At 40.1% G+C, this 24,111-nt stretch carries 25 protein-coding genes; 9 read left to right on the top strand and 16 right to left on the bottom strand.

The genetic code is table 11. The features are described 5' to 3' along the window. The first annotated feature begins 10 nt into the window (after window positions 1–10). Window positions 11–1,552, top strand: a complete 1,542-nt coding sequence (gene gshA / locus CH365_RS01245) for a glutamate--cysteine ligase (RefSeq protein WP_100766791.1) — start codon at window positions 11–13, stop codon at window positions 1,550–1,552. Continuing rightward, on the top strand, window positions 1,540–2,580 hold the full coding sequence (gshAB, locus tag CH365_RS01240) for a bifunctional glutamate--cysteine ligase GshA/glutathione synthetase GshB (protein WP_165782559.1): 1,041 nt from the start codon (window positions 1,540–1,542) through the stop codon (window positions 2,578–2,580). The genes gshA and gshAB overlap by 13 nt, the downstream gene beginning before the upstream one ends. On the opposite strand, the gene CH365_RS01235 is transcribed toward gshAB, so the two are convergent. From CH365_RS01235 to CH365_RS01195, 9 genes are all read right to left on the bottom strand, one after another. After that, a complete protein-coding gene (locus CH365_RS01235; RefSeq protein ID WP_100766789.1) occupies window positions 2,563–2,823 on the bottom strand; it encodes a glutathione S-transferase N-terminal domain-containing protein in 261 nt (86 codons plus the stop codon). The genes gshAB and CH365_RS01235 overlap by 18 nt on opposite strands. Before the next feature lies 1 nt (window position 2,824). Then, window positions 2,825–3,136, bottom strand: coding sequence for a Grx4 family monothiol glutaredoxin (gene grxD, locus CH365_RS01230; protein ID WP_100766788.1), 312 nt, complete (start codon window positions 3,134–3,136; stop codon window positions 2,825–2,827). 26 nt (window positions 3,137–3,162) lie between these two features. Beyond that, a complete protein-coding gene (locus CH365_RS01225) occupies window positions 3,163–3,387 on the bottom strand; it encodes a BolA/IbaG family iron-sulfur metabolism protein (RefSeq protein WP_100766787.1) in 225 nt (74 codons plus the stop codon). 65 nt (window positions 3,388–3,452) lie between these two features. Next, window positions 3,453–3,725, bottom strand: a complete 273-nt coding sequence (locus CH365_RS01220) for a BolA family protein (RefSeq protein ID WP_100766786.1) — start codon at window positions 3,723–3,725, stop codon at window positions 3,453–3,455. Window positions 3,726–3,730: 5 nt separating this feature from the next. After that, entirely contained in the window at window positions 3,731–4,504 is a 774-nt protein-coding gene (locus tag CH365_RS01215) for an ABC transporter permease (RefSeq protein WP_100766785.1), read from the bottom strand. Beyond that, window positions 4,501–5,418 carry an ABC transporter ATP-binding protein gene (locus CH365_RS01210; protein ID WP_100766784.1) on the bottom strand — a complete coding sequence of 306 codons (918 nt, stop codon included), beginning with the start codon at window positions 5,416–5,418 and terminating at the stop codon, window positions 4,501–4,503. The genes CH365_RS01215 and CH365_RS01210 overlap by 4 nt, the downstream gene beginning before the upstream one ends. A 62-nt stretch (window positions 5,419–5,480) precedes the next feature. Continuing rightward, a complete protein-coding gene (locus tag CH365_RS01205) occupies window positions 5,481–6,860 on the bottom strand; it encodes a dihydrolipoyl dehydrogenase (protein ID WP_100766783.1) in 1,380 nt (459 codons plus the stop codon). Window positions 6,861–7,027: 167 nt separating this feature from the next. Next, window positions 7,028–7,843: a hydroxyacylglutathione hydrolase gene (locus CH365_RS01200; RefSeq protein ID WP_100766782.1), complete on the bottom strand. Its 816-nt coding sequence runs from the start codon at window positions 7,841–7,843 to the stop codon at window positions 7,028–7,030. A gap of 28 nt (window positions 7,844–7,871) precedes the next feature. After that, complete coding sequence (locus CH365_RS01195; protein WP_100766781.1) at window positions 7,872–8,186, bottom strand: STAS domain-containing protein; 315 nt, start codon at window positions 8,184–8,186, stop codon at window positions 7,872–7,874. 275 nt (window positions 8,187–8,461) lie between these two features. On the opposite strand from CH365_RS01195, the gene CH365_RS01190 reads away from it, so the two are divergent. Together CH365_RS01190 and glpK are read left to right on the top strand one after the other, a co-directional pair. After that, window positions 8,462–9,418: an MBL fold metallo-hydrolase gene (locus CH365_RS01190; protein WP_100766780.1), complete on the top strand. Its 957-nt coding sequence runs from the start codon at window positions 8,462–8,464 to the stop codon at window positions 9,416–9,418. Between the two features lie 31 nt (window positions 9,419–9,449). Then, the gene (gene glpK, locus CH365_RS01185) at window positions 9,450–10,943 is read left to right on the top strand and encodes a glycerol kinase GlpK (RefSeq protein ID WP_100766779.1); all 1,494 of its coding nucleotides are present in this window, start codon (window positions 9,450–9,452) and stop codon (window positions 10,941–10,943) included. Here the strand turns inward: glpK and CH365_RS01180 are convergent, their stop codons facing one another. The 6 genes from CH365_RS01180 to sppA all read right to left on the bottom strand — a co-directional run bounded on the left by CH365_RS01180 (window position 10,944) and on the right by sppA (window position 16,736). Continuing rightward, window positions 10,944–12,248, bottom strand: a complete 1,305-nt coding sequence (locus CH365_RS01180) for a hypothetical protein (protein ID WP_100766778.1) — start codon at window positions 12,246–12,248, stop codon at window positions 10,944–10,946. Between the two features lie 17 nt (window positions 12,249–12,265). Beyond that, entirely contained in the window at window positions 12,266–12,553 is a 288-nt protein-coding gene (locus CH365_RS01175) for a hypothetical protein (RefSeq protein WP_100766777.1), read from the bottom strand. Window positions 12,554–12,603: 50 nt separating this feature from the next. Next, a complete protein-coding gene (locus CH365_RS01170) occupies window positions 12,604–13,584 on the bottom strand; it encodes a PP2C family protein-serine/threonine phosphatase (protein WP_100766776.1) in 981 nt (326 codons plus the stop codon). Further along, window positions 13,581–14,198 (bottom strand): hypothetical protein, encoded by a 618-nt coding sequence (locus CH365_RS01165; protein WP_100767013.1) that lies wholly within the window; start codon window positions 14,196–14,198, stop codon window positions 13,581–13,583. Before CH365_RS01165 ends, CH365_RS01170 begins: the two co-directional genes overlap by 4 nt. 100 nt (window positions 14,199–14,298) lie before the next feature. Then, entirely contained in the window at window positions 14,299–15,717 is a 1,419-nt protein-coding gene (locus CH365_RS01160) for an MBOAT family O-acyltransferase (protein WP_100766775.1), read from the bottom strand. A 23-nt stretch (window positions 15,718–15,740) separates the two neighbouring features. Continuing rightward, entirely contained in the window at window positions 15,741–16,736 is a 996-nt protein-coding gene (gene sppA, locus CH365_RS01155) for a signal peptide peptidase SppA (protein ID WP_100766774.1), read from the bottom strand. A gap of 170 nt (window positions 16,737–16,906) precedes the next feature. Here sppA and CH365_RS01150 point away from each other — a divergent pair, with 170 nt between their 5' ends. From CH365_RS01150 to CH365_RS01130, 5 genes are all read left to right on the top strand, one after another. After that, a complete protein-coding gene (locus CH365_RS01150) occupies window positions 16,907–17,779 on the top strand; it encodes an aldose epimerase family protein (RefSeq protein WP_100767012.1) in 873 nt (290 codons plus the stop codon). 76 nt (window positions 17,780–17,855) lie between these two features. Then, window positions 17,856–19,550: a DNA repair helicase XPB gene (locus tag CH365_RS01145; protein WP_100766773.1), complete on the top strand. Its 1,695-nt coding sequence runs from the start codon at window positions 17,856–17,858 to the stop codon at window positions 19,548–19,550. An 18-nt stretch (window positions 19,551–19,568) separates the two neighbouring features. Then, window positions 19,569–20,786: a pyridoxal phosphate-dependent aminotransferase gene (locus CH365_RS01140; protein ID WP_100766772.1), complete on the top strand. Its 1,218-nt coding sequence runs from the start codon at window positions 19,569–19,571 to the stop codon at window positions 20,784–20,786. Between the two features lie 4 nt (window positions 20,787–20,790). Next, on the top strand, window positions 20,791–21,780 hold the full coding sequence (locus CH365_RS01135; RefSeq protein ID WP_100766771.1) for a hypothetical protein: 990 nt from the start codon (window positions 20,791–20,793) through the stop codon (window positions 21,778–21,780). Beyond that, window positions 21,765–22,580 (top strand): alpha/beta fold hydrolase, encoded by an 816-nt coding sequence (locus tag CH365_RS01130; protein WP_100766770.1) that lies wholly within the window; start codon window positions 21,765–21,767, stop codon window positions 22,578–22,580. Before CH365_RS01135 ends, CH365_RS01130 begins: the two co-directional genes overlap by 16 nt. Here CH365_RS01130 and CH365_RS01125 read toward each other — a convergent pair. Next, on the bottom strand, window positions 22,555–24,012 hold the full coding sequence (locus CH365_RS01125) for a sodium:solute symporter family transporter (RefSeq protein WP_100766769.1): 1,458 nt from the start codon (window positions 24,010–24,012) through the stop codon (window positions 22,555–22,557). The two genes, CH365_RS01130 and CH365_RS01125, sit on opposite strands and share 26 nt — an antisense overlap. Window positions 24,013–24,111 lie beyond the last annotated feature (99 nt).

Genomic DNA, 24,111 nt, shown 5'->3' with positions numbered 1-24,111 from the left:
GGAATATAAAATGAATCGATCCGCCAAAACCCCGGTCTTTCCAAATCTACGTCATGCTGTAAAAGCAAAACACGGTTTGGAAAAGGAAAGTATGCGCATATTTTTCGACGGGAGAATTTCTACTACTCCTCATCCGGAAACCTTAGGTTCCAGTCTTACCAACCATTTTATCAAGACTGATTTTTCTGAACCCCAACTTGAATTTGCTACAAATCCAAGACCTCGAATCGAGGCCATTGTAAGAGAATTACAAGATCTGCATATTTTTACGTCGAGGCATTTGAAAGAAGAGTGGATCTGGCCATTCAGTATGCCTCCTATTCTTCCTAAAGAAGATAAGGACATTCCTCTCGGGCAGTATGGTCATTCTTTTTCGGGAGAATGGAAAACAGTCTATCGAAATGGGTTGGGCCTTCGTTATGGAAGAAGGATGCAGACCATCTCCGGTGTTCATTATAATTTTTCTTTTTCAAATCTGTTCTTGAAACAAATTTTAGGAAAAGAAATCCACGCATTTACAAAAGAGGAAATTTCGGAATTATATCTTTCTGTAACTCGGAATTTTATGAGAAGAGTTCCTGAGATTTTATATTTAACAGGAGCAACTCCTGTTTTTGACGAAACGTTCTTACCTGTGCCTAGCGATTTTCCATTCGTAAAACATAAGAATCATACTTATTATGCTCCTTATGCTACTTCTTTAAGAATGAGCGAGATCGGGTATACAAGCAAGGTCCAAGACGAACTTCCTATCAATTATAATTCTTTAAAGGAATATATTGATGGGATGTGTTACGCTGTTAGTACTCCTTATCCTAAATACCAGCCATTTGGTGGAATTCCAAATCAGCTCAACGACCATTATCTGCAGATAGAGAATGAATTTTATTCGCCGATCAGGCCAAAACAAATCCCTAAAAATGACGAAAGACCTTTAGATGCGCTCCAAAGTAGAGGGATCCAGTATATCGAGATTCGTTGTTTGGACCTCCAACCTGAATCTCCTACAGGGATTCATAAGCCGAGCCTAGGCTATATACAAATGGTACTACTCGACGGCTTGTTAAAGGAAAGTAAATCCATAGACCAAAAGGAAAAACTGAAGTTAAGAGAAAATACAAAACGAATCATATGGGAAGGAAGAAAACCCGGCTTAAAAGTTTTAGGGGACGATGGAGAAGAACAAGATTTTCTAACTAGAGGAAAAGAATTCACTCAAAGCCTTTTACCTATTGCGGAGGAATTGGATCGCCACACCGGAAAAAGATTCTACCAAGAAATTTTAAACGTAATGAATAAACGTTGGGAAGATGCTTCGTGTACTCCTTCCGGAAAGTTAATGAATCGTATAATAACGGAAGATTGGGAGTTTAGGGACCTAGGGATCCATTTGGCTAAAGAAAACTATAGAATCCAATCTCAGATGGAACTCACTCCAGGAAAATTTAATATGTTTGCCAAAGAAGTGCAAAAGTCTATAGCAGAAAAAGTAAAAATAGAAGAATCCGAAAAAGTAAAAAAGAATCCTACTGCAAGGATCTGCAACCATTGAAATATAAACTGGAACCGGGACAAAAACTAGATCCGAATGAATTCATCCTAAAAGGATTCGAGGATCTGGAAATTTCCACTCAGATTGTGATCCGAGACGCACTCAATCTAGGATTAGAAGTGGAAGTTTTAGATCGCCCCAGCCATTTTATTCGCCTGAAAGGCCAAGGGGTCACTAGGCTCGTAAAAGAAGCATCCAAAACTGAATTAGATTCCTATATGACTTTTTTGGTGATGGAGAATAAAACCATTACGAAACGTATTTTAGAAGAATCAAATATACTTGTGCCAAAAGGGATCGCAGTTTCTGATCTGAACTCCGGGTTGGAATTCTTAAATAAAAACTCGGATAGGAAAATGGTGGTAAAACCTGTTACTACCAATTTTGGGATTGGGATTAGTATTCTTCCATCCTCTTCTTCCACTGAAGAAAAGAAGAAGGCCTTGGAAATTGCACTTGGATTTTCCGAAACTGCCATTGTCGAGGAATTTGCGGAAGGAAACGAATATAGATTTTTAGTGATTGGAAATGAATGTGTGGCGGTCTGTAATCGTATTCCTGCGAATATAACCGGTGACGGAAAGAAGACGATCCGAGAACTAATTGAAGAGAAAAACTCCGATCTCCGAAGAGGAGTGGGGCATGTTACTCCTTTGGAAAAGATCCGATTGGACGATACCGAGATAAACGTTTTAAAAGAGTCAGGAAAAACTCCTGAATTTATCCCGGCTGCAGGCGAAAAAGTTTTTGTACGCAAAAACTCGAATATCAGTACTGGTGGAGATTCAGTAGATGTGACTGATATTGCACATTCTTCCTATAAAAGGTTAGCAGTGGAAGCTGCAAAAGCAGTCGAAGCAAAGATTTGTGGTGTGGATATCATTGTAAAAGATCTAGAGTCTGAAGGAGATTACAGGATCTTGGAATTAAACTTCAATCCAGTATTATATATTCATAATTATCCCTATTCGGGTAAGAATAGAAGAGTGGGGGAAAAAATTTTGGACGTGTTAGGTTACCGTTCCTAATTTTTGTATCTTACTTTTTACATAGTCCACAATATCTCTGGACTCGTACATTTTGATATCACCGTCTATCAAGAAGGGAACCTGAGAAAGTCCTCCCAAACGTAGGACTTCCTCTCTGCCCGGCGTGCCCTTACTTGCCTCTACCAATTCGTAGTCCTTGCCTTCTTTCAGGCCCATTTCGGAAAAATGGCCACGAACAAAAGCGCAGTAGGGACAAGTATCGTATTGGAAGAGTTTCATCATATTAAGCACCGATCTTTTTTTGTAGTTCTCCGCTTTTTGCCATTTCCACGACTATATCGTGACCACCTATAAACTCTCCGTCAATGTATAACTGAGGGATGGTAGGCCAGTTTGCGAATTCTTTGATCCCTTCTCGTACGCCTATGTCTGAAAGAACGTTAAATGAGTTATAATCCGCGCCAAGACTTCTCAGAACATTAGTCACTCCCGCGGAAAAACCGCACATAGGAGCGTCAGGGGTTCCCTTCATAAACAGAAATATTTTTTTAGAAGCGATCAGTCCTTCGATCTTATCTTGTAATTCTTTATCCATGATACTTGTTCCTATCTGTTATTTATTTATGATACCTTGGTTTCCAGTCCTAAAGCATGCACTTCTGCCTTCAATTCGTGCTTTAAAGTGGCGTACACCATTCTGTGTTGTTCCACGATGGACTTTCCGGCAAATCCGGAAAACTTTACGATCGCTTTAATATGTACTCCATCATTGTACGGATCTTGGATCTCTACTTCCGAGCCCGGAAGTCCCGCTTGGATTTTTTCCTGGATTTCTTGGACAGTCATCTGTTATATCTTAGACTCTAATACTATCAGCTCTTTTTAGAATCTCTTCCTGGACAATCTTTTTTCTATGGAATAGAGGTCTTTAATTCTAGCGCGTGGACACCCCATTCTTTTAGGAATGGGTCCATGATTTGGTATACCGACCTATGTTGTTCCAAAAGGGATTTCCCTTGGAACTCCGGACTTGTAATAAAGATCCGGATATGGGTCCCTCTTTTTTTGCGAGTGGGATTTCCTGAATGACCTGCATGTTGTTCCGAAAAATCCTCTATCCTTAATTCGGAAGGAGATAGTCCATTTCTCAAAAGTTTTTCCATTTCTATAAACAGATCTTGCATAAGTTTTAAGTCCTAGTTCCGTACCCACGGCTGAGTAAAAATACGGAGAGGGAATAGAGTAGAATGGTACCTACTACTAAAAGTCCGATTGCCTCTAGAGGATCAATATCGCTGACTCCTAAAAATCCGTAACGGAACGCGTTCACCATATAAAGGATAGGATTGAACTTGGAGACGATCTGCCAGGCATCGGGAAGCATTTTAATGGAATAGAATACTCCGCCTAAATAGGTCAAAGGAGTCAGAATGAATGTTGGAATGATGGTTACATCGTCGAATTTTTTGGCGTACAGTGCATTCAAAAATCCTCCCATAGAGAACATCAAAGCAGAAAGTGCCACGGTGATGATTACAATCCCTGCATCATATAATCGTAGCTCGGTGAAGAATAAGGACACCAATGTTACGATAAATCCAACTAAAACCCCGCGGATCACTCCACCTATGGAATATCCAAGTACGATCAAATACGCAGGCGTAGGGGATACTAAAAGTTCTTCTATATTTTTCCCGAATTTTGCTCCAAAAAAAGAAGATACCACATTATTGTAAGCGTTTAGTATCACAGACATCATCACAAGTCCGGGAACGATAAACTGGATATAGGTATGACCTCCGACATCTCCGATTTGAGAGCCAACTAATTTTCCGAAGATCAGAAAGTATAAGGAAATTGTAATGCCTGGAGGAATCAATGTTTGGATCCAGATTCTTAGAATACGAACTGTTTCTTTGCGAACGATAGTGGAGAACGCGTTAAATTTTTCTTGGAAGTTCATAATTTTTTCTCCACCAGTTTCAAAAATAATTCCTCCAATCGATTGGATTTGTTTCTCATACTTGATATTTGTATTCCGCTTCTATCTAAAAGACGGAAGAGGTCATTTAATGAATTATTCTTTCCTATATCCACTTCCAAGGTAAGATCATCTATTTTATTTAAATGAAATCCGTTCAGATCAATTGGAGAAGTAACAGGTTGTTTTAGGTCCAACACGAACGTCTGTGTATCCAGTTTTACTAGAAGTTCCTTCATGGAAGTATTCTCTACGATCTTTCCTTGGTCGATGATTGCTATCTTCTTACAAAGATTCTCTGCTTCTTCCAAGTAATGTGTGGTGAGAATGATCGTGATCCCTGATTCGTTCAATTTGACTAGGAAGTCCCAAAGAGAACGTCTGAATTCTATATCCACTCCCGCAGTCGGTTCATCCAGGATCAAAACCTTTGGATTATGGACTAGGGCTCTTGCGATCATGAGCCTTCTTTTCATTCCCCCGGAAAGTCTACCTGCACCTTCCTTTCTTTTTTCGTACAGCCCTAGTTGGCTTAAATACTTATGAGTTCTTTCGACTGCCACCTTTCTGGAAAGACCGTAATATCCTCCTTGGTTGATGACAATATGTTCCACTCTTTCGAAAATATTAAAATTAAATTCTTGGGGAACCACTCCAATATAAGACTTTGCTAATGTAAGTTCCGTGTCTATATCGGCTCCGTAAATTTTCACATCTCCGGAAGTTTTATTTACTAGGGAACTGAGTATACCGATCGTAGTGGACTTCCCCGCGCCGTTCGGACCTAAAAGGGCAAAAAAGTCACCTTCGTCCACAGTCAGATCGATCCCTTTTAAGGCCTGCACCCCTCCGGCATAGGTCTTCACCAAATTTTTTATTTCTAAGGCTTTGTTCATTCGCGAAAAACCGCTCCAATTCTATGATTTTGAACAAGCCCTGTTTCGACAATCTTTTGGCTTCAGGAAGAGCTTAAGATTTCTCTTGCTTTCCTGGCAGCATTTCTTGCAATTTCAGGCAAAGCGGGATGAACATAAATCATCTTTAGCAAGTCATCTAGAGTCCCACCCATCGTCATCAGGAGTATAAAAAGATGGATTAGGTTAGAAGCCTCTTCCCCCACTATATGGGCTCCGAGTACTTTTCTGGTTTTAGGACTTACTAATATTTTGACGAATTGGTCTTCGGATAGTCTAGCCATTCCGGTAGCACTGCTGGAATATGGATTGATTGCGGAGATATATTCGGTACCTTCTTCCTTTAGCTGTTGCTCCGTTTTTCCTACAGCTGCTACTTGTGGATAAGTGAATACGGCGTGGGGAACCGGAGGATATTCGACCGGGGTTCTATGTTTGTCTACATATAGAGAATTGAATAAGAACTCTCCTTCAAAGTTGACTGAGTGTCGGAAAAAATATTTTCCGATAATATCTCCCAGGGCATAAACTCCGTCCGCAGTGGTTTCCAAATATTCGTTGGTTTTGATATAACCTTTTTCATTAGTTTGGATATCGGTGTGTTGGAGATCCAACCAATCCGTATTCGGTTTGATTCCTGTGGCAACGAGTAATGCGTCTCCTTCTAATATATAAGTCTCCTTAGAATTTTTACATTCTAAACGGAAGATCCCATTTTGATAGTCAACCTTCTTCACTTCTGTTCCCAAACGAACATCTTCTCTTTTGGAAAATGCTTTTTCGAAACCGTCTACGATATCCTTGTCCTCATGGGAAAGCATTCTGTTGCGAACAATAAAAGTGGTTTTAGAACCGAAGGCTGAATAAGCAAATCCCAGTTCCAGGCCGATATAACCTCCACCAATGACCAAGAGTTTTTTGGGAAGTTCCGTTCTTCTGAGTGCTTCTCTACTTGTCATATAGGGGGTTCCAGCAAGACCAGGAATATCAGGGATAGAAGGTCTACATCCCGCTGCGATAAAGATACGATCCGCAGTGAGAAGTTCACCGTTTACTTTTACTACCTTATTCTCTATGAATCTTCCTTCGTGAGGATAAAAGTCTATGTTCGGGTTTTTTTCATAAGCTGGGATGATACTATCCGAGTCTGCATCCACAGTAGCGGAGACCCTTTCTACCAAGGTTTTAAAATCCACGGAGAATGGACCTGGAATGTTTAACTGGAATTTGGAAACATCCTTTGCCTGGGTTAAAATTTCCGCAGGATGGATGAGCATTTTAGAAGGGATACAACCCCTGTTTAAGCAGGTTCCCCCCAAACGATCTTTTTCTAAGATTGCTACCTTATAACCAAGTTTAGAAGGAGGAGTGACTAGTTTTGTTCCTCCTCCGGAGCCTATTACGAGAATATCATACTTTTTCATGCGGTTAATTCAATGGAGAATGGGATACTTCTAAACGAAAAGAATTCTTTTGGAGAGAACCTAGGATAAATCTCAAAAATTCACAGAGTATTCTCTCTGAATTACAAAATATTAGATATTGTTTGTACTGGATTCGGAAAAATAAAAAGAAGAAAGGAGAATACCTTCTACCATTTATCCCGTAGAGACCTGAGTGCAATGAATAAGGTTTGGGGATCGGAAGTTAGAGAGAGATTTTGCATTTTGTTTCGGATGCCGGAAACTAAGTTTTCTTTTGGGTCAAAAACGAGGAAGAAGGGATTGAATGTCCTTTCTTCCGAGAAGGTCGTAGTCCAAAATTCTTGGTTTTCTTTTAGTTTTTCCGCCTTGGACAATGCTAAGGAGGTGGCTTCATTTTTAGGATCTATAGAAAGACTGAATTTCAGATTGTTTTTAAGATAATCGTGGCCTGGATACAGTCTAACGTTTCCCGGAAGTTCTTTAAATTTCTGGACGACAGTGTCGTATAGAGTTTTAGGATCTCCACCCCGAGTGCAATTTCCCACGCCTGAATTAAAGATCGTATCTCCTGTAAATACCGCATAAGCTGATCCGTTTTCTATCTGCAAAAGGCATATATGAGCGAATGTATGTCCGGGAGTATAAATGACTTTTAGATAAGAATTTCCATCCGGACTTTCTAAAATTTTTTCTCCTTCTTCTAATGGGTGAGAAGCATGGGGGATTTTTCCGAGTCCAGCAGGATGAGCCAAAACTTTAGCGCCATATTTGGAAACTAGTCCATCGTTTCCGCAAGTATGATCATTATGTTCGTGAGTGTTTAGAATATAGTCGAGGTTCCAGGATTTATTCTCCAAAACTTTGGAAATCTGATCCGGATCATAGGGATCTATAGAAAGTGTTTTTTTAGAATTCGGTTCTCTGACTAGGTAAGTAAAATTTCGGAGAGGACTGTCAGTGTAGATCCTAAAAACTTCCAACATAGGCTTTAGACAAGTGGAGAAGGTGGTTTTATTGGATAATGTCCAGGTGTTTGTCTAGATTTGCGATCCTTAAAATAGTCATCACATCTCTACTTAGGTTTCTAAGTTTCAGATGACCATGTCTTTCTGTGACGTACTTTTGGGTATTAAAAATGGCGCCGATCCCGGAAGAGTCTAGATACACATCTCCTTCAAAGTCCAGTATGATATCCTTATGACCCTCGTCAAACTGGCGAATGATGAGTTCTTTTAACGCAAATGCGTTCTTTAGGCTTACATTCCCCTGGATCTTAACTACGCAAGACCCCTCTTCTAGGGACACATCTGTTTGAAAACCTTCCAATGAGTGGCTCCGATCTCTATTTCTCTGACTATCCTCGGGTTAAGAAAACAACGGATCTTCTCAGAAAACTGAGAATAAATTTCCAAACCGGGAGGGAACCCGAGCCAATAGACTAATTTGTGGCAAAGAGGAGGTAAACTCTTTTTTAGAACAAAATCTGATCTAAATCTATTTCAAATAAAATAAGAAATCGCTCGCAAAAACTACTGATTCGGCAAAACTAAGTGCTCGATTTTGTAGCGAAACTTAAGGTTTCGGACGATATTTAAAACTGTATGCGGATCAAATTCTGGGGAGTGCGGGGCTCCATTTCTTCACCCGTTCAGGGAGACCTGATTCGATCTAAAATCCTGAGGATACTAAGCTTAGCGTCTCCGTCCGACCTGCAAAGTCCGGAGGCGATCGAAGATTTTTTGGACTCCTTGGCACTCTCCAACTGGAGCACGTATGGTGGAAATACTACCTGCATCGAAATCCGGGACAAAGAAGATAAACTTGTTATTATAGACGGAGGTACTGGACTCCGAGAGCTGGGAAACTCCATCTTACATGAGGGGTACGCTTCCGGAAAAGGGAAGGCGATCTGGATCTTCACCCATACTCATTGGGATCATATCCAGGGAATCCCATTCTTCGTTCCTTTATATACTCCAGGCAATAAATTCGAGTTCGTGAGTTCGGTAGAAAATTTGGAAGAAAGATTGAGATACCAACATACATTCACTCATTTCCCGGTTCCATTCGACGGCTTCCAAGCTGAGAAAGCATTCCGCCATGTTCCGGAGGGAAGAGCCTTCCGAGTTACTGACTCAATTACCGCGATCTCTAAAGCAGTCCGACATCCAGGCGGAAGTTTTTCTTATAGGTTCGAAGAAGACGGTAAGGCTCTGATCTTCGCCTCCGATGCCGAATTCAATTTGGACGAGATGGAAAATATAGAAGATTATCTGAACTACTTCAGAGGAGCCGACGTTCTGGTATTTGATACCCAGTATACTTTCGAAGAGTCCTTACAGAAAATTGATTGGGGGCATAGTACTGCTTCCATGGCGACGGATATTGCGCTTAGAGCCAATGTTAAAAAATTAGTAATGTTTCACCATGATCCTTCTTATGATGATGAAAAATTGGATGCAGTATATCTGCGTGCGATTAAATACAAAGAAATGTTTGATCCTGATAACCAATTAGAGATCATCATGGCAAGAGAAGGTCTGGAAATCCAAATTTAATCTTTAATTCAATCGATCAGGGAGATATCGAATGAGTGAATATATCATCGGAATAGATGCCGGTACCACCGGCATACGTACATTCTGTTTTAGTAAATCCGGGACCGTGATCTCAAGCGCCTATTCCGAATTTAAACAATACTTTCCAAAACCAGGTTGGGTAGAACATGACCCTGAAGAGATTTGGGCAAAAACAGAAAAGCTCATCCTTAAAGCCATTCGTAATGGAAAGTTAAAGCCGGAAAAAGCTGTAGCGATAGGAATTACCAACCAAAGAGAAACCACTGTATTATTCGATAAAGATACAGGCGCTCCTGTTTACAACGCTATCGTTTGGCAATGTCGTAGGACCTCCGACTTCTGCTCCGGATTAAAGAAAGAAGGTTTAGAGCCTATATTCAGAAGAAAGACAGGACTTGTCGTAGACGCTTATTTTAGCGGAACCAAGATTAGATGGATCCTGGACAATGTAAAAGGTGTTCGTGCAAAAGCAGAAAAAGGAAAGGTTCTATTCGGGACCATCGACACTTATTTATTGTATCGTTTGACTGCGGGAAAATCCCATAAAACGGATCATACTAATGCGAGCAGAACTCTTATCTTCAATATCGAAAAGAAAGAATGGGATAAGGAACTATTAAAAATTTTACAAATACCTGAGGCGATCCTTCCTGAAACTCATAACTCTAGTAGTTTGTTCGGAAGAACAGAAGGTGTGAAAGGACTTCCAGACGGGATCCCGATCTCTTCTTTAGTGGGAGACCAGCAAGGAGCATTATTCGGACAATTATGTACGGAACCTGGAGAAGCAAAGAATACCTACGGAACCGGATGTTTCTTACTTTTTAATACAGGAAACAAATTACAAATTTCTAAAAACAATCTGATCACAACTCTTGCCTGCGGACCGGAAGGAAAAACAGTCTATTGTTTAGAAGGTTCTATCTTTATCGGAGGAGCCGTAATCCAATATCTCAGGGACAATCTCAGATTCTTTAAGGAATCCAAACTATCCGAAAAGATGGCTTCTTCCGTTACCAAGGAGGATGAGGTAGTATTTGTGCCTGCATTCTCCGGATTGGGGGCGCCTTATTGGGATATGAACGCAAGAGGTGCAATCCTAGGCCTGACTAGAGATACCACCCAAGAACAAATCACTCGAGCTGCCTTAAAATCAATCGCATTACAATCTTATGAATTAGTGGAAGCGATGGAGAATGATACAGGCTCCAAATTAAAAGTCCTGAAAGTGGATGGGGGAGCGACTGCTAATAATTGGCTCATGCAATACCAAGCGGATATTCTAGGAAAAAAGATCGTAAGGCCATCGAATCTGGATACCACTGTTTTAGGTGCTGCATATCTTGCCGGACTGGAAAGAGGTTTTTATTCTTCCGTAAACGATCTGAAGAAGAACCAAAAGACTAGTAAGGAATTTTCTCCAAAGTTAAGTTCTAGTTTGAGAGAAAAAGAGATCAAAGTTTGGAAAAATTCCGTAAAAAGAATATTAACTTCCGAATCTTAATTAGTACGAAAAAGAGAGCAGGCTAAATTCTAAGGGTTTTCTTTCGGAATTGATGCCTGCTCCTATGATCAGTTTTGCCTGATCATATTTAGGGATCTCTAAAATAGAATCCGCGGAAATTTTAAAAAACTCATACTGATCTCTTTCCTTTTTGGATAGATATATATCTATTCTTATAATCTCCATGTATTTCAGAATTCGTAGAAGAATTTTATCCTTTGTGACAGCGTACAATTCTATTTGGTTAGAAGTTCGATTTAAATTGTATTTTTCTCCAAAGACAGCTTCGAATTCTATTTCTGTTTTAGAAGTTTCCTCTTCCTCCGAATCCTTATAGTCCACTGCGGACAGGCTCTTATACACTGGGAAATTCCCTTCTTCATAATAGATCCTTCTGGAAAAACGTCTGAATATTTCTTTTTCCACAATTTCCGGAAATGACTCTCCAGGCTCCGGCTTTTTGCTTGGACCGTCTAAGATCTGTTTCCATTTATTTTTAGAAACATTCCTCTCTACCATTCTGCGAACCGGAGGGGAAAGTTTCGGAACGGAAAACTTTAAAATTCTTTCATCCAATTTATTTAAGATAGAATTTAAGAATGGCCCGTGTATAAGCGGAAGTATCTCGATGGAGAAAATTCGATCTCTCAGAAACTTAGCGAATTCAATTTCGTATGTAAATAGATTAGAAACTAAGTTCTGTTCTTCTGTGGGAGTTCCTGCGTATAAGATTTTTACCAACCGAAATAGATAGGTTTTACTTTCCGGATCAAAATATAATTCTTCGATTTTTTTGGTCACCTCTTCTTCGTTTAGTTCCGGATTCACTATATCTCTAAGTGAAAGATATTTGGTAGAAAACATTCTTTTTCGGAATATTCTATGAAGCCTAAACTTTCCAGTTTGGATACTTCCTATTTGGGTTTGTAGATTCTCTCTTACGATGAGGATTGGTCCCTTTGGCGCTCCTACAACTCGATAAGGGTTCGTGCGAATTGGGTATTTAGATCCTTGGAAAATTTCCTCAGATTCCTTCGGAAATTTAGAATCTTCAGAATATAGTAAACCATTTGCTAATTTTAAATAAGCTGGGGTTACGATCGAAGAACTTGGAGTGGTCTTACGATCGTACTCCAATTCATAAAGAAACTTCGGGATGAGTGCGGGTTGTGAATATAGATAGGGAAGTTCTTCAATTTCACTGACTGGAAAATCGTAAAAAGGAGAAATTTTAGAATGTACTCTTGCTACGGAGTCCGGATTACAAAATAGAAAATGATAGTTCTCTCCCTCGAAGTAGATCATGGGAACTTGTAAAAGGATTAATCTTCTTCTATTAAATCCGGATGTAAAATGGAAAGGCCCGGTGCCTTTGTTTCTCTTTTGGAAAGTTTGGAAACTAGTCGTTTTTTGAATTGGGTCCAGTCATACGTTTCTTTTAAGGATTGTATCTCTTCTTCAAAGCCGTATTGTAAAAAGTCCAGTGTCTCTTCTTCCGTAAGTCCTGTGACAAGACTGCTATCGGAAACAACCCTCAAAATTTTACGAATATCTCTCTCATTCCAGAGTAGGATTCCTGAAAGCCTTACGACCCAATATTCATGGTCCATTCTTACAGAATTGCGGATTTATTCTCTTTATTCAAGAGTAAATTAGGACCTTAAAATTTTCTGATTACCATAAGGCTCATATCGTCCTGTATTCTTCCGCCGGTATGTTTCACAACGTCGAAAAAAAGATCGTCTATAAGTTTACGAATATTCTTTTTAGGAGCGGTCTCCAAAAATTTATATAAGTTCTCTCCGTAGTATCCGCCAATACTTCTGTTTTTTTGTTCGAATAGACCATCCGTAAAACAGAATAAAATGTCATCCCTATCCATCTTAAAACTTTGAGAAAGTTTCGGTTTTTTAAGCGGAGAATTCATCACTGTGGAAAGGAATTTGCCGTCTGTACTTACCACATACGTTTTGTCTTCTTTACTCTTGTATAAAACTAGACTCGGGTGGATTCCAGAATGGTAAAAGTTTCCTTTTTCGTCCGCCTTCATCAAAAGGAAAGTAGCATATAAACTTCTGTGGATATGCGGATAAGTGTTTGTTCTTTCTTCCAAATGTTCCAGCATTTGGTCGATAATCTCATGAGGAGTTTCAAATTTATGAATCAGATGGCTCATTTGGTTCATGATCATTAGGCTAAATAGACCAGCCACATACCCATGCCCAGAGGTATCTCCGATTCCCATCCAATAATTTCCTTCTTTGTCTTTTAAAAAATTGTAGAAGTCTCCGCCGATGGGATTGTAAGTCATACATCTTCCGCGGATCTCATAGTTTTCATCCACATAATCCAGAGGAAGAACATAGTTTTGCATTCTACTGTCTCCTCGGCGGAAACGTTTGATGATCTTTCCGAATTCCTGCTCTTTAGGTAATATCCTTTCCGTTAGAAACAAAACGAATGCAGAAAAATTAATGAATAATGTAAAACAACAAACCAGAAGTAAAACGATCGGAACTCGTACAGGTGGAGTATAAAATTTAAGTCCTATTCCTAAACAGCCCAGAATAGAAAGATTTAGCACGATCAAGATCGGCCAGGCATCCTTCATGTACTGTTTGATCGTAGTGGAACTTCTCATCTTACCTTAAAATAGGCATGGCCTTGGTATTCCTTCTTGGAATAATTCCTGCGAGAAATCCGAAATAATTCGTCTTCCGCATAAGGTGTATTTGTGCCTTCCACTACGCCGAAAGGTTTTTCTCTGTATCCGGATTCATAGATCATAGAAATTAAGGAATCACTAGAAGGATCGTAATGATACAATAGTTTGTGAGAAGTTTCCAGGAAATTTATTTCAGGGCCGGATATTTGTTTTCCATCTTTCCAAATGGATTCTTCTTTTTTGATCTTTTGTGTGGTAAGTAGAAGCCAATTTCCTCTGGACTCATATTTCCCGGATCCTTCTATTTTGATTCGACGAATTTCTCCTTTTTCTTCGATCTCCCTCAAGTAGTACTTTTGGAAAGATTTTTCTGAATGGGAAAATTCTAATCTTTCGGATTGTTTTTCCTTATAGGTCACAGAAGTGAAAGGAGAGAAGGGAGGAAGTTTTTTACCGTAGATCCCCTTCAGGGTTATATCGCTGGAAGATTCAGGTTTTTCGGGAAGCTGCCTGATCCAAGATGGAGGAAAACATCCAATGGAAAAAGAAAGAAGTACAAGTATTCTTAGAATCGCTAGTATAACTTTCATTGGAAAATCCCGGAAAAAGAAACACATAATTTACGAGTTTCTAATCTGTTTTACTTCCAAAATCCGCTTAAGGCTTGCGAAAGGCAAACCGGAAATATTCTCAAAATTGGAAGTAAATAAATTCTCCGCCTCCGTCCCCGAATATACCCATTAATAAAAGTATAATGATGGAGAAAGAAGGTAATAACCAGCGGAATCGGATCTGTATTTTTTCTCTTATGCTTGGGTAATATTGAACCGCATTCCAAAGGAAGGTGAATAAAATAAATGCAGCCAATTCTTCCCAGCGGACCAATGCCTTTCCGCCTATAATATTTAAGAAACCTGTAAAGTAGTCCCAAGCTAAACTCAGCGAATTTTTACCTGCGGCTGCAGTCCGGAAGAAGATACCTGAGATCGCAAATAAATGAACGATCAACGCTACTTTCCAAAAACGTTTCCAGCCTCTTGGTTCTTCTTCCTTTTTAGGATCACCGGGAGAGAAAAATCTTTCTACTCCCAAGATCAAACCTAGATAAGCACCCCAAATCACATAGCCGAAGTTTGCTCCATGCCATAGACCTCCCAGGGTCATTGTAATCATGGAATTTCCTTGGGTTCTCCAGAAACCACCTCTGCTTCCACCGAGAGGAATATAGAGATAATCTCTGAGCCAAGTGGATAAGGTAACATGCCAGCGTCCCCAGAACTCTCTGAAGCTTGGAGAAAGGAAAGGCCCTCTAAAGTTTTCAGGGATCTCGTAACCAAGCAAGTATGCGGAACCTCTTGCCATATCGGTATAACCGCTGAAATCACAATATACCTGGCAGGCAAATCCGAATGTTACTAGATACAAACTGAAAAAATTATACTCACCCGGATGTTGGTAAATCCCCGAGATGATACCCGAAATATTATCAGCGATCACTACCTTTTTAAATAAACCGGAAAGAATAAGGAAAATTCCCCATTGTACTCGATTGAAATCGATAGCAGGTTTGTCCAATTTCGGAAGAAAGTCAGTAGTTCTCATGATCGGTCCTGCGATCAACTGAGGGAAGAATAGAATGAATAAGAAATAATCTAATGCAGAAATCCTTTCCGGAACATGGTCCCTATGAATATCCACCTGTAGCGCGATCAACTGGAATGTATAAAAACTGATAGCGAGTGGAAGAGGGATATGTATCCCTTTTCCGAATTCGGAAAATTGCAAAGAACCAGTGAAGAAGTCCAGTGAATCTAGAAAGAAATAGAAATATTTGAAGAACGCTAGGTTCACAAAATTGAGAACGATGATCCAGGCCAAAAGTTTAGATGTGGATTTTCCTTCTCTTTTATTCTCCCAAAGTTTGAGTGAAAAATAAAAGTTCACTGCGATCACTAGTAAAAAGTGAATCGAGAATGCAGCACCCGAGTAAAAATAGAAAAGAAGGGAAGAAACTAAGAGTAAAGGTTTTCTTCCTTTTTGCGGGAGACTCCAATACAATAAAAAAGTAAGTGAAAATAAAGCTAGATAGGGAAGGGAATTAAAAAGCATCTTAGAATTTTTTTATAAAAACCTTATTCGGGTGAAAATAGATAATGCAATTTATGATCCGGAGAAATTCGGAAAGGTAATAAGGATTCCAAAAGTGTAGGACCAGGTCCGGTATCACTATCTATTTGGTAGAAGTTTTCCGGCTGAACTCCTTTATAAGAATAGAATACGATTCTTGGTGTCAAAGGAGAAGAAGCTTTATAACCAGGAAGTTTGGTCACTTGGACAACAGCATCTTCGAAATACCCTATAGAATCTATAAGGCCAGTTTCTAAGGCTTGGTTTGCAGAGTAAATTCTTCCGTCAGCCAATCTTCTCAACTCTGCTTCCTTTAATTTAGGCCTTCCTTTTTTGATAATGTTTAAAAATCTTTCGTAGTTCTCCATGATAATGTCTTGGAAAACCTTCTTTTGTTCTGGAGTAAATTCTTCCACCGGGTTTCCTGTAGCTTTATTCGGACCGGAACGGATTGTGCTACTTTTAATACCTAACTTGTCCAATGCTTCCTTAACATTGATCCCGAATCTAAGAACTCCAATAGAGCCGGTAATTGTAGTAGGATGAGCTTGGATATGATCGGTGGCCATACTTAGATAATATGCGCCGGAAGCAGCGGTGTCCATGAACAGAGAAAGGACAGGCACATTCTTCTTCTTTTTGAATTCTAAAATTTCATGATGAATTAGATCACTAGCTGTAACCGATCCGCCGGGAGAATCAATTTTTAAGATCACTCCCTTGATCTCAGGATCTCTTGAGGCCATCGACAAATAGGTTTTGACCCTGCTAACGATACTGTCCTTGTCTCCGGATAGAAGTCCACCCGAGGATTTTTTGTCGGAGATTTCACCCTCGATAGGAATAAGTAATATTTTATCCGGGCTTTCTGTAGAAGAACCAGTGACTAGTTTTTCTTTAGGAATAGGAGATGTCTGATTCGGGATAGAAAGGAACAAACATTGGCTTAAGAACAAAATTCCTAATACAAATAGAATGGATTTGTGGAATAGGAACTTCATCAGCAAGCCTCATGTCCCATTTTGGGAGGCCTCGGTATCGCTTCAATTCCTTTCCTTTCTGTTTGGTGTCCAAAAAAAAGTCTCAGATTCGTTTTTTACTTTCCCTCTCAGCTAGTTTTCCCAACCTCCTTCCCGCAATGTATGAATTTCGGACAGAGAATTCTAGTTTTTTGACCGACGGTATCCAATGGTTTTCTTGGGACTGGACCCATCCAATTACCAAGGAAATTATTCCGATTATTCTACCTTATGATAAAAATCTAAGTATATTCGAATCCGGTAATTTTCTCATGTTCCCTTGGGTGAATCGACATGCTTCCCAGGAATTTATACTGAATGCTAAAGAGTGGAATGCTAAGGAACTGGTCCGAGATTCCAACGGATTTCCGGTTCATGGGTTGGTACATTCTCTAGAGAGAAAACTTTTGAAACTCAAGAATAACCAAAAGGGTGCGGAGTTCAGAGTAATTTTTCCGGAAGAATGGAAGGATTCTCCGCTTTCAGGTGTCGCCATTCGAGAAGAATATTCAATCGAAGAGACTTCTTCCGGGACTCTTCTAAGTGTGAAGACTAGATTTAATAATTTAAGGTCTGATTCTATCCGATTCGCCTACGGATATCATCCTTATATAAATTTAGGAAAAAATAATGAAGAATGGAAACTACAACTTAAGTTGGACAAAAATTTGGAATTAGGAGAGAACTTAGTTCCGATCCAACCATTTCTTTCCAATCCAATCTCTTCCATTTTAGAAGGGGAAAAGATCCCGAACCTAGATCATTTATTCTACGGAAAAGAACCTAGAGTAGTTTTGGAAAATGGAACCAAAAGATACTCCATCACGGTCTTAAGTCCTCCGCCGGAAGAAGGACAAATTCCATTAAATTATTATCAGATTTATACAAAACCGGATCGTTCTGCGATCGCAGTCGAACCTTGCAGCTCTCCCGGCAATGCACTCTTGTCCGGACAGGATCTAAAAGAGCTAAAAGGACACTCCGAAGCCTTCGGAGAATTCAGGATTTTGGTGAGATCGTTATGATTCGGCCTTATAATCGCTTTCTTCTTGACAAGGAGGGGGTCATTTTCAGTCTAAGTTTTAGGGGAGATTCCACGCCGTGAGTAAACCGTTAATCGTTCAAAGTGATAAGACTATGCTTTTAGAGGTGGACAATCCTGAATTCGAAGCCTGTCAGTTAGTCGTATCCAAATTCGCGGAATTGGAAAAAAGTCCCGAATATCTACACACTTATAGAATTTCTCCTCTTTCCTTGTGGAACGCCGCATCTATCAAGATGAGTGCAGACGAGATCGTAGAATGTTTGGAAAAATATTCTAGATACTCCGTTCCGAAAAACGTAGTCAATGAGATCAAAGAACAGATCGGAAGATACGGAAAAGTAAAACTAGTTAAGGAAGAGAATGGAGATCTTTGTATCATCTCCAATGAAAAAGGATTTTTGCAAGAGATCTCCAATCATAGAGCGGTCCAGCCTTATATAGAAAAGACTGAGAACGATAAGATCTATATCAAAAAAGAATTCAGAGGCCATATCAAACAGGCTCTGATCAAGATCGGTTTCCCTGTAGAGGACCTTGCTGGTTACGACGAAGGAAACAAATACGGATTCAACCTAAGACCAACTACCAAGTCCGGTAGAAAGTTCGGAATGAGAGACTACCAAAGAGCCTCCGTGGAAGTATTCCATGCTGGTGGTGGAAACGAAGGTGGATCCGGAGTAGTGGTTCTTCCCTGCGGTGCCGGTAAAACGATCGTAGGTATTGGTGTGATGCAGATCGTGGGAGCCGAAACTCTCATCCTGGTCACAAACACACTTTCTATCCGTCAGTGGAAAAACGAAATTTTAGACAAAACTGATATTCCAGAATCTGATATCGGGGAATACTCCGGAGAAGTGAAAGAGATCAAACCGATCACAATCGCTACCTATAATATTCTTACTCATAGAAAGAAAAAAGGCGGGGACTTCACCCACTTCCATCTATTCAGCGCAAATAACTGGGGACTGATCGTTTATGACGAGGTTCACTTACTTCCTGCTCCTGTATTCAGAATGACTTCCGAATTACAGGCAAAAAGAAGATTGGGACTCACAGCAACCCTAGTTCGAGAAGACGGGTTGGAAGAGGATGTATTCAGTTTGATCGGACCTAAAAAGTACGATGTGCCTTGGAAGGAACTGGAAAGTAAATCCTGGATTGCGGAAGCAAAATGTAAAGAGATCCGTGTTTCTATGGAAGACGATCTTCGTATGAGATATTCTATCGCAGATGATAGGGAGAAGTTCCGTTTAGCCTCCGAAAATCCGGAGAAGTTAAAAGCAATCGGAATGATCATGAAGAAGCACTCAGAGTCGCATTTACTTGTGATCGGACAGTACATCAATCAGTTGGAAGAGATCTCTAAAACGTTCAAAATTCCACTTATTACAGGAAAAACTCCTTTGGGAGAAAGACAGGAATTGTACGATGCGTTCAGATCGGGTAGGATCAAGTCTCTGGTTGTGAGTAAAGTTGCAAACTTCTCCATCGACTTACCGGATGCAAATATCGCAATCCAGGTTTCCGGAACCTTCGGTTCTCGTCAGGAAGAGGCACAACGTTTGGGCAGGATCTTAAGACCGAAAGGCGAGGATAATACTGCAGTTTTCTATTCTTTGATTTCGAGAGATACGAACGAAGAAAGATTCGGTCAGAACAGACAACTTTTCCTTACGGAACAAGGTTACGAATACGAAATATATACTCTAGACCAATTCAGAGAATCCCTCGAAGAAAAAGTCGGAGCTTAAATAAAAAGAGAGGTCCAAATGGAATGGAACGCAAGAAGGCTAGATGTAATCGAGCCTTCACCCACCCTAGCAATCAGCGCTAAGGCGGCAGAACTAAAAAAGAAAGGCGAAGATATCGTTAGTTTCGGAGCAGGAGAACCTGACTTCGAGACACCGGCTCATATTAAAGAGGCTGCTAAAAAAGCGATCGATAAGGGCCAGACACGTTATACTGCCGTTTCTGGTACGGTGGAACTCCGAGACGCAATCATCACTAAATTTAAAAGAGATAATGGACTAGAATATTCCAGAAATCAGATCATTGTAGGAACAGGCGGTAAGCAGGTTATCTATAATTTCTTCTTAGCTACCTTAAATCCTGGAGACGAGGTTGTGATCCCGGCTCCTTATTGGGTAAGCTACGCGGATATAGTACGTCTGGCAGAAGGTAAGGCAGTCATTGTTCCGACGACCAAAGCAGACAATTTCAGAATTTCTCCTGCACAATTAGAGAAAGCGATCACACCTAAAACCAAGGTAGTGGTTCTAAATTCTCCATCCAATCCAACCGGTTCTGCTTATTCCAGAAAGGAATTAGAAGCGATAGGAGAAGTGATCTTAAAACATAAGGTCATGGTTTTAAGCGACGATATCTATGAGAGTATCGTTTTTGACGGATTCCAATTTTCGAATCTGGCAATGCTTTCTCCCGAATTAAAAGAACTTACGTTCGTTGCAAATGGAGTGTCCAAGGCATACTCCATGACAGGTTGGAGGATCGGTTATGGCGCCGGACCTTTGCATATTATCCAGAACATGGATACCATTCAAAGTCAGTCCACATCCAATCCTTCTTCTATCTCCCAAGCTGCCGCAGAAGCTGCGCTGACTGGAGACCAGGCTTGTGTAGGCGAGATGGCCAAAGCATTCCAAAAGAGAAGAGACCTGATCGTAGGACTTTTAAATGAGATCCCGGGGGTAGAAGTGAATGTTCCTCAAGGTGCATTCTATGTATTCCCTTACTTGACAGGAGCTTATGAAACTGACGGTTTCAGAAAACTACAAGCTGCAAGTTCCGAAACAAGTAAGAGCAAATTATTCTGCGCCCAACTTTTGGATAAATACAAAGTAGCTGCAGTTCCAGGGATTGCATTTGGGGATGATAATGCGCTTCGTCTATCTTACGCGATGGGAGAAGAAGATATCAAAAAAGGTGTCGCAAGAATCTCCGAAATGGTAAGGGACTTTTCCCGTTAAAAGAATGTATTTGCGACGGTTAGTATATCTCATACTGATCGCGAGCTGTACATTCTCCCTTTCTGCTCAAGGCAGAAAACAGTACATCGTTTTAGATCCGGGAACGGAACTTTATCTGTTCCCGGAAAAAAAATCGGAAGTCCTGCGCAAACTTTCCTTTGGCGAGATACTTTCTTCTGAAAACCAGAAAGAAGCAGATTCCAAATTTCAATTACTTACAGACAAGGATGGACTCACAGGTTGGGTGGATTCCCGTTCTTTATTTAGAATGGGAAGCAAGGGAAGTTATCCTGTCATTACTAAGGCCATCGAAAAACTTCTCTACCAAGATTCAGGGCCGAACGAGTTAGAATCCGTTTTTACTTATCTAACAAAAATAGAAGAAGGTCCTATTTTCCAAGGAAACGAGTATTTGTTCCTAAAGATCCGTAGGTTGGTGGTCCTTCAAAGATACGCAGAAGTTTTACAATCCCCGGAATACAGATTTAAATCCAAACAAAAGTTAGAAGATCTTCTGAAGAACAATCCTACAGAACTTGGAGTATATTCCAAAACAGGAATTTGGACGGACACTCTTTCTAACGCGCCGGAAGGTTCAAAACTAAAAGTCAGGCCGGAAACTTTTTGGAAAGTTGCAGAAGCTTATCCAAACTCCAAACCCGGAGATTTTGCAGCATACTTAGCTGTAAAATACACACCCGAGATCAGATGCGGAAGAGATCCAATTTGTGTTTTGCAGGACGAAGAAAACCGCAGATTAAAATATCTACTATTGCAACCGAATGGAAATTATGCGCCGATCTTCTCCACTCATTTAGAAAAACGACTTCTTCATTTTTCCAAGGATAGAGAAACCTTGGTATGTGATTCGAAACTTCCCAAGGAATCAGGGCTCAAAAATTTCAGGAATAAAGTGCAAGAATTACCTGCAAGATACGGAAAGAAGTTCTATTCAAAACTCAGAGTGATCGAAGAGGAATGTTTAAAGAAGTGAAACTTTTCTTTAAAGAATATCCCGCTAAAGAAACTGCTACTTTATCTACGCCTATCTTAATATTACACGGACTATTTGGTTCTTCTAAAAACTGGGTAAGTGTTTCCGATTTTTTAAGCCATTATTCCAAAGTATATAGCCTGGATCTTAGGAACCATGGAGATTCTCCACATTCTTCGGAACATTCTCTGAGTGCAATGGCAGAAGATATTAAAGAATTTTTGGAAGATCATGGACTGACTAAAGTAATCCTACTCGGTCATTCCATGGGTGGACTCGTTGCAATGACATTTGCTCTTAGATATCCTGAGAAGGTAGGAGATTTGATCATTCAGGATATCGCCCCCAGAGACTATGAATTCAAATACGAAGGGGAACTTGCAGTTTTAAGAACGGATCTTTCTAAATTTAAGAATAGGCAAGAGATAGATTCTGCGACATCTCAGTTTGTTCCAAATCCGTTTATCCGGAATTTTTTACTCATGAATTTGGATAGAACGGAATCCGGAGAATATCGCTGGAAACTGAATGTGGATGCGATCTCCCGTTCTAAAAATATGTTCCAATCCGAATTTTCCGGCACCGACAAACAATATTCTGGAAAGGTACTGTTTATTATAGGAGGGGACTCTGAATATTTTTATACAAGCGATAAGATCGTAAGTTTAGAATATTTCCCGAACGCCAAATTTGAGACCATTCCTGGCGGAGATCATTATATCCATTTCACTAAGGCGGAAGAATTTCGTAAAATCCTGACTTCTTTTATGGATTCTATTGTTTCCGGCTCGGAAAAATAAATCCTGCGATTAAAGCCAAAGTCCAGAATAGTATCATTCCGAGAGGAACAAGAACTGTAAAATTATAGTTTTTTACAGTTCCGAAAATCCCAGTCACCAAAATTGAACCAGCTAAAGAAAGAGCGAGTCCCAGATCGGAAACGGTAATTCTTTTCCTTAAGAATGGGATCACTTCTGTTAAAAAGACCGCTACCATAGAACCCACAGTGAACGATGAGATCTTTAATCCCAATTCCAAAAGCCCCTTTGTATAATTTTCTGGAAGGGAGAAAAAGAAGAAGGAACTGAAAAAAAGTAGAATCCCGAAGAATAGAGAAGATAATTTCTGTCCTCCTAAATTCCAACCGAAATCCGCTTTCGCAGTTAAAGATAAGGAGTTTATGGAACTGGATAATGTGGACATTGTAGATGCTAATATTCCGGAAAGTAAAAGTCCTAAAAATGGGGCAGGAACTTCTTCTATTAGAAATTTAGAAAATACCTTGTCTTGTGCGATTGTCTGCCCATTAAACTTATAGAATAAGAAAGTCCCAATCGCTAAGAATAGGATCATTTGAAAGAATACCGCAATTCCGGAACTGATCATTGCTTTTTGTGCATCTTTTACATTCCTTGCAGCAAGTGACCTTTGGATAAACATTTGGTCCGCACCATGGGTTCCTAAGCTGAGCAAGGCCCCGCCAAGCACGGCCCAAGGCATAAAATAAGTCGCAGAACTATTCTCCCATTCTAGAACTTTCAGTTTGTTTTCTTCCCAAGCAGAAGAAAGGATTGTTAGAGGTTCTGGACTCGATTGGTATAAAAGAACTAATGCAAATACTCCTCCGAATACATATACAAAGTATTGTAATGTATCCACCCAAACAACCGATCTGAATCCACCTTGCATCGTATATAAAACGGTAATCAGGGTTACGATAATTAAGGTCCAAACTCCAATCGAATATTGAGTAAACGAATAGGGTAAAATTTTAGGAAGTCCTAACTCGAGTAACATCGCCACCGGAAGTGTGGATGCATAAAGTCTGACTCCATCTCCTAAAATTCGAGTCACGGAAAATAGACCTGACATTGTCTTTTGGGATCTTCTTCCAAATCTGGTCCCAACCCATTCGTAGACCGAGAGAAAATTATGATGGTAGGTGAGTGGAATAAGAAATAAAGCAACTACGGTTCTTCCCAAAATATAACCGAACACCACTTGTAAGAATGTAAAGTTTCCTGAATAAGCGATTCCTGGAACGGAAAGAAAGGTCAATGCAGAGGTTTCCGTCGCTACAATGGAAAGTGAAAGTGGAACCCAAGAAAGAGATCTGTTCGCTAAGAAGAATTCCTTGGATTCCGAACTTTTACGTCCGGATTTATAACCGGAATAGAGAACGATCCCAAAATAGAAAAATAAAACCAGAGCGTCGGACCAGGCAAAATGCATACGCGAACATTCTTTCTTCCCGGAACCTATGCGCAAATCAGAATTCTTTTTGTTTTAGAAAAGCAAATGACGATCGGAGAATTTCCCAAAAGATGGCAG

This window comes from Leptospira neocaledonica (genome assembly GCF_002812205.1).
Classification (GTDB): Bacteria; Spirochaetota; Leptospiria; order Leptospirales; family Leptospiraceae; genus Leptospira_B; species Leptospira_B neocaledonica.
The sequence above is the reverse complement of the archived record's forward strand: the minus strand, read 5'-3'. Positions and strand labels throughout refer to the sequence as shown.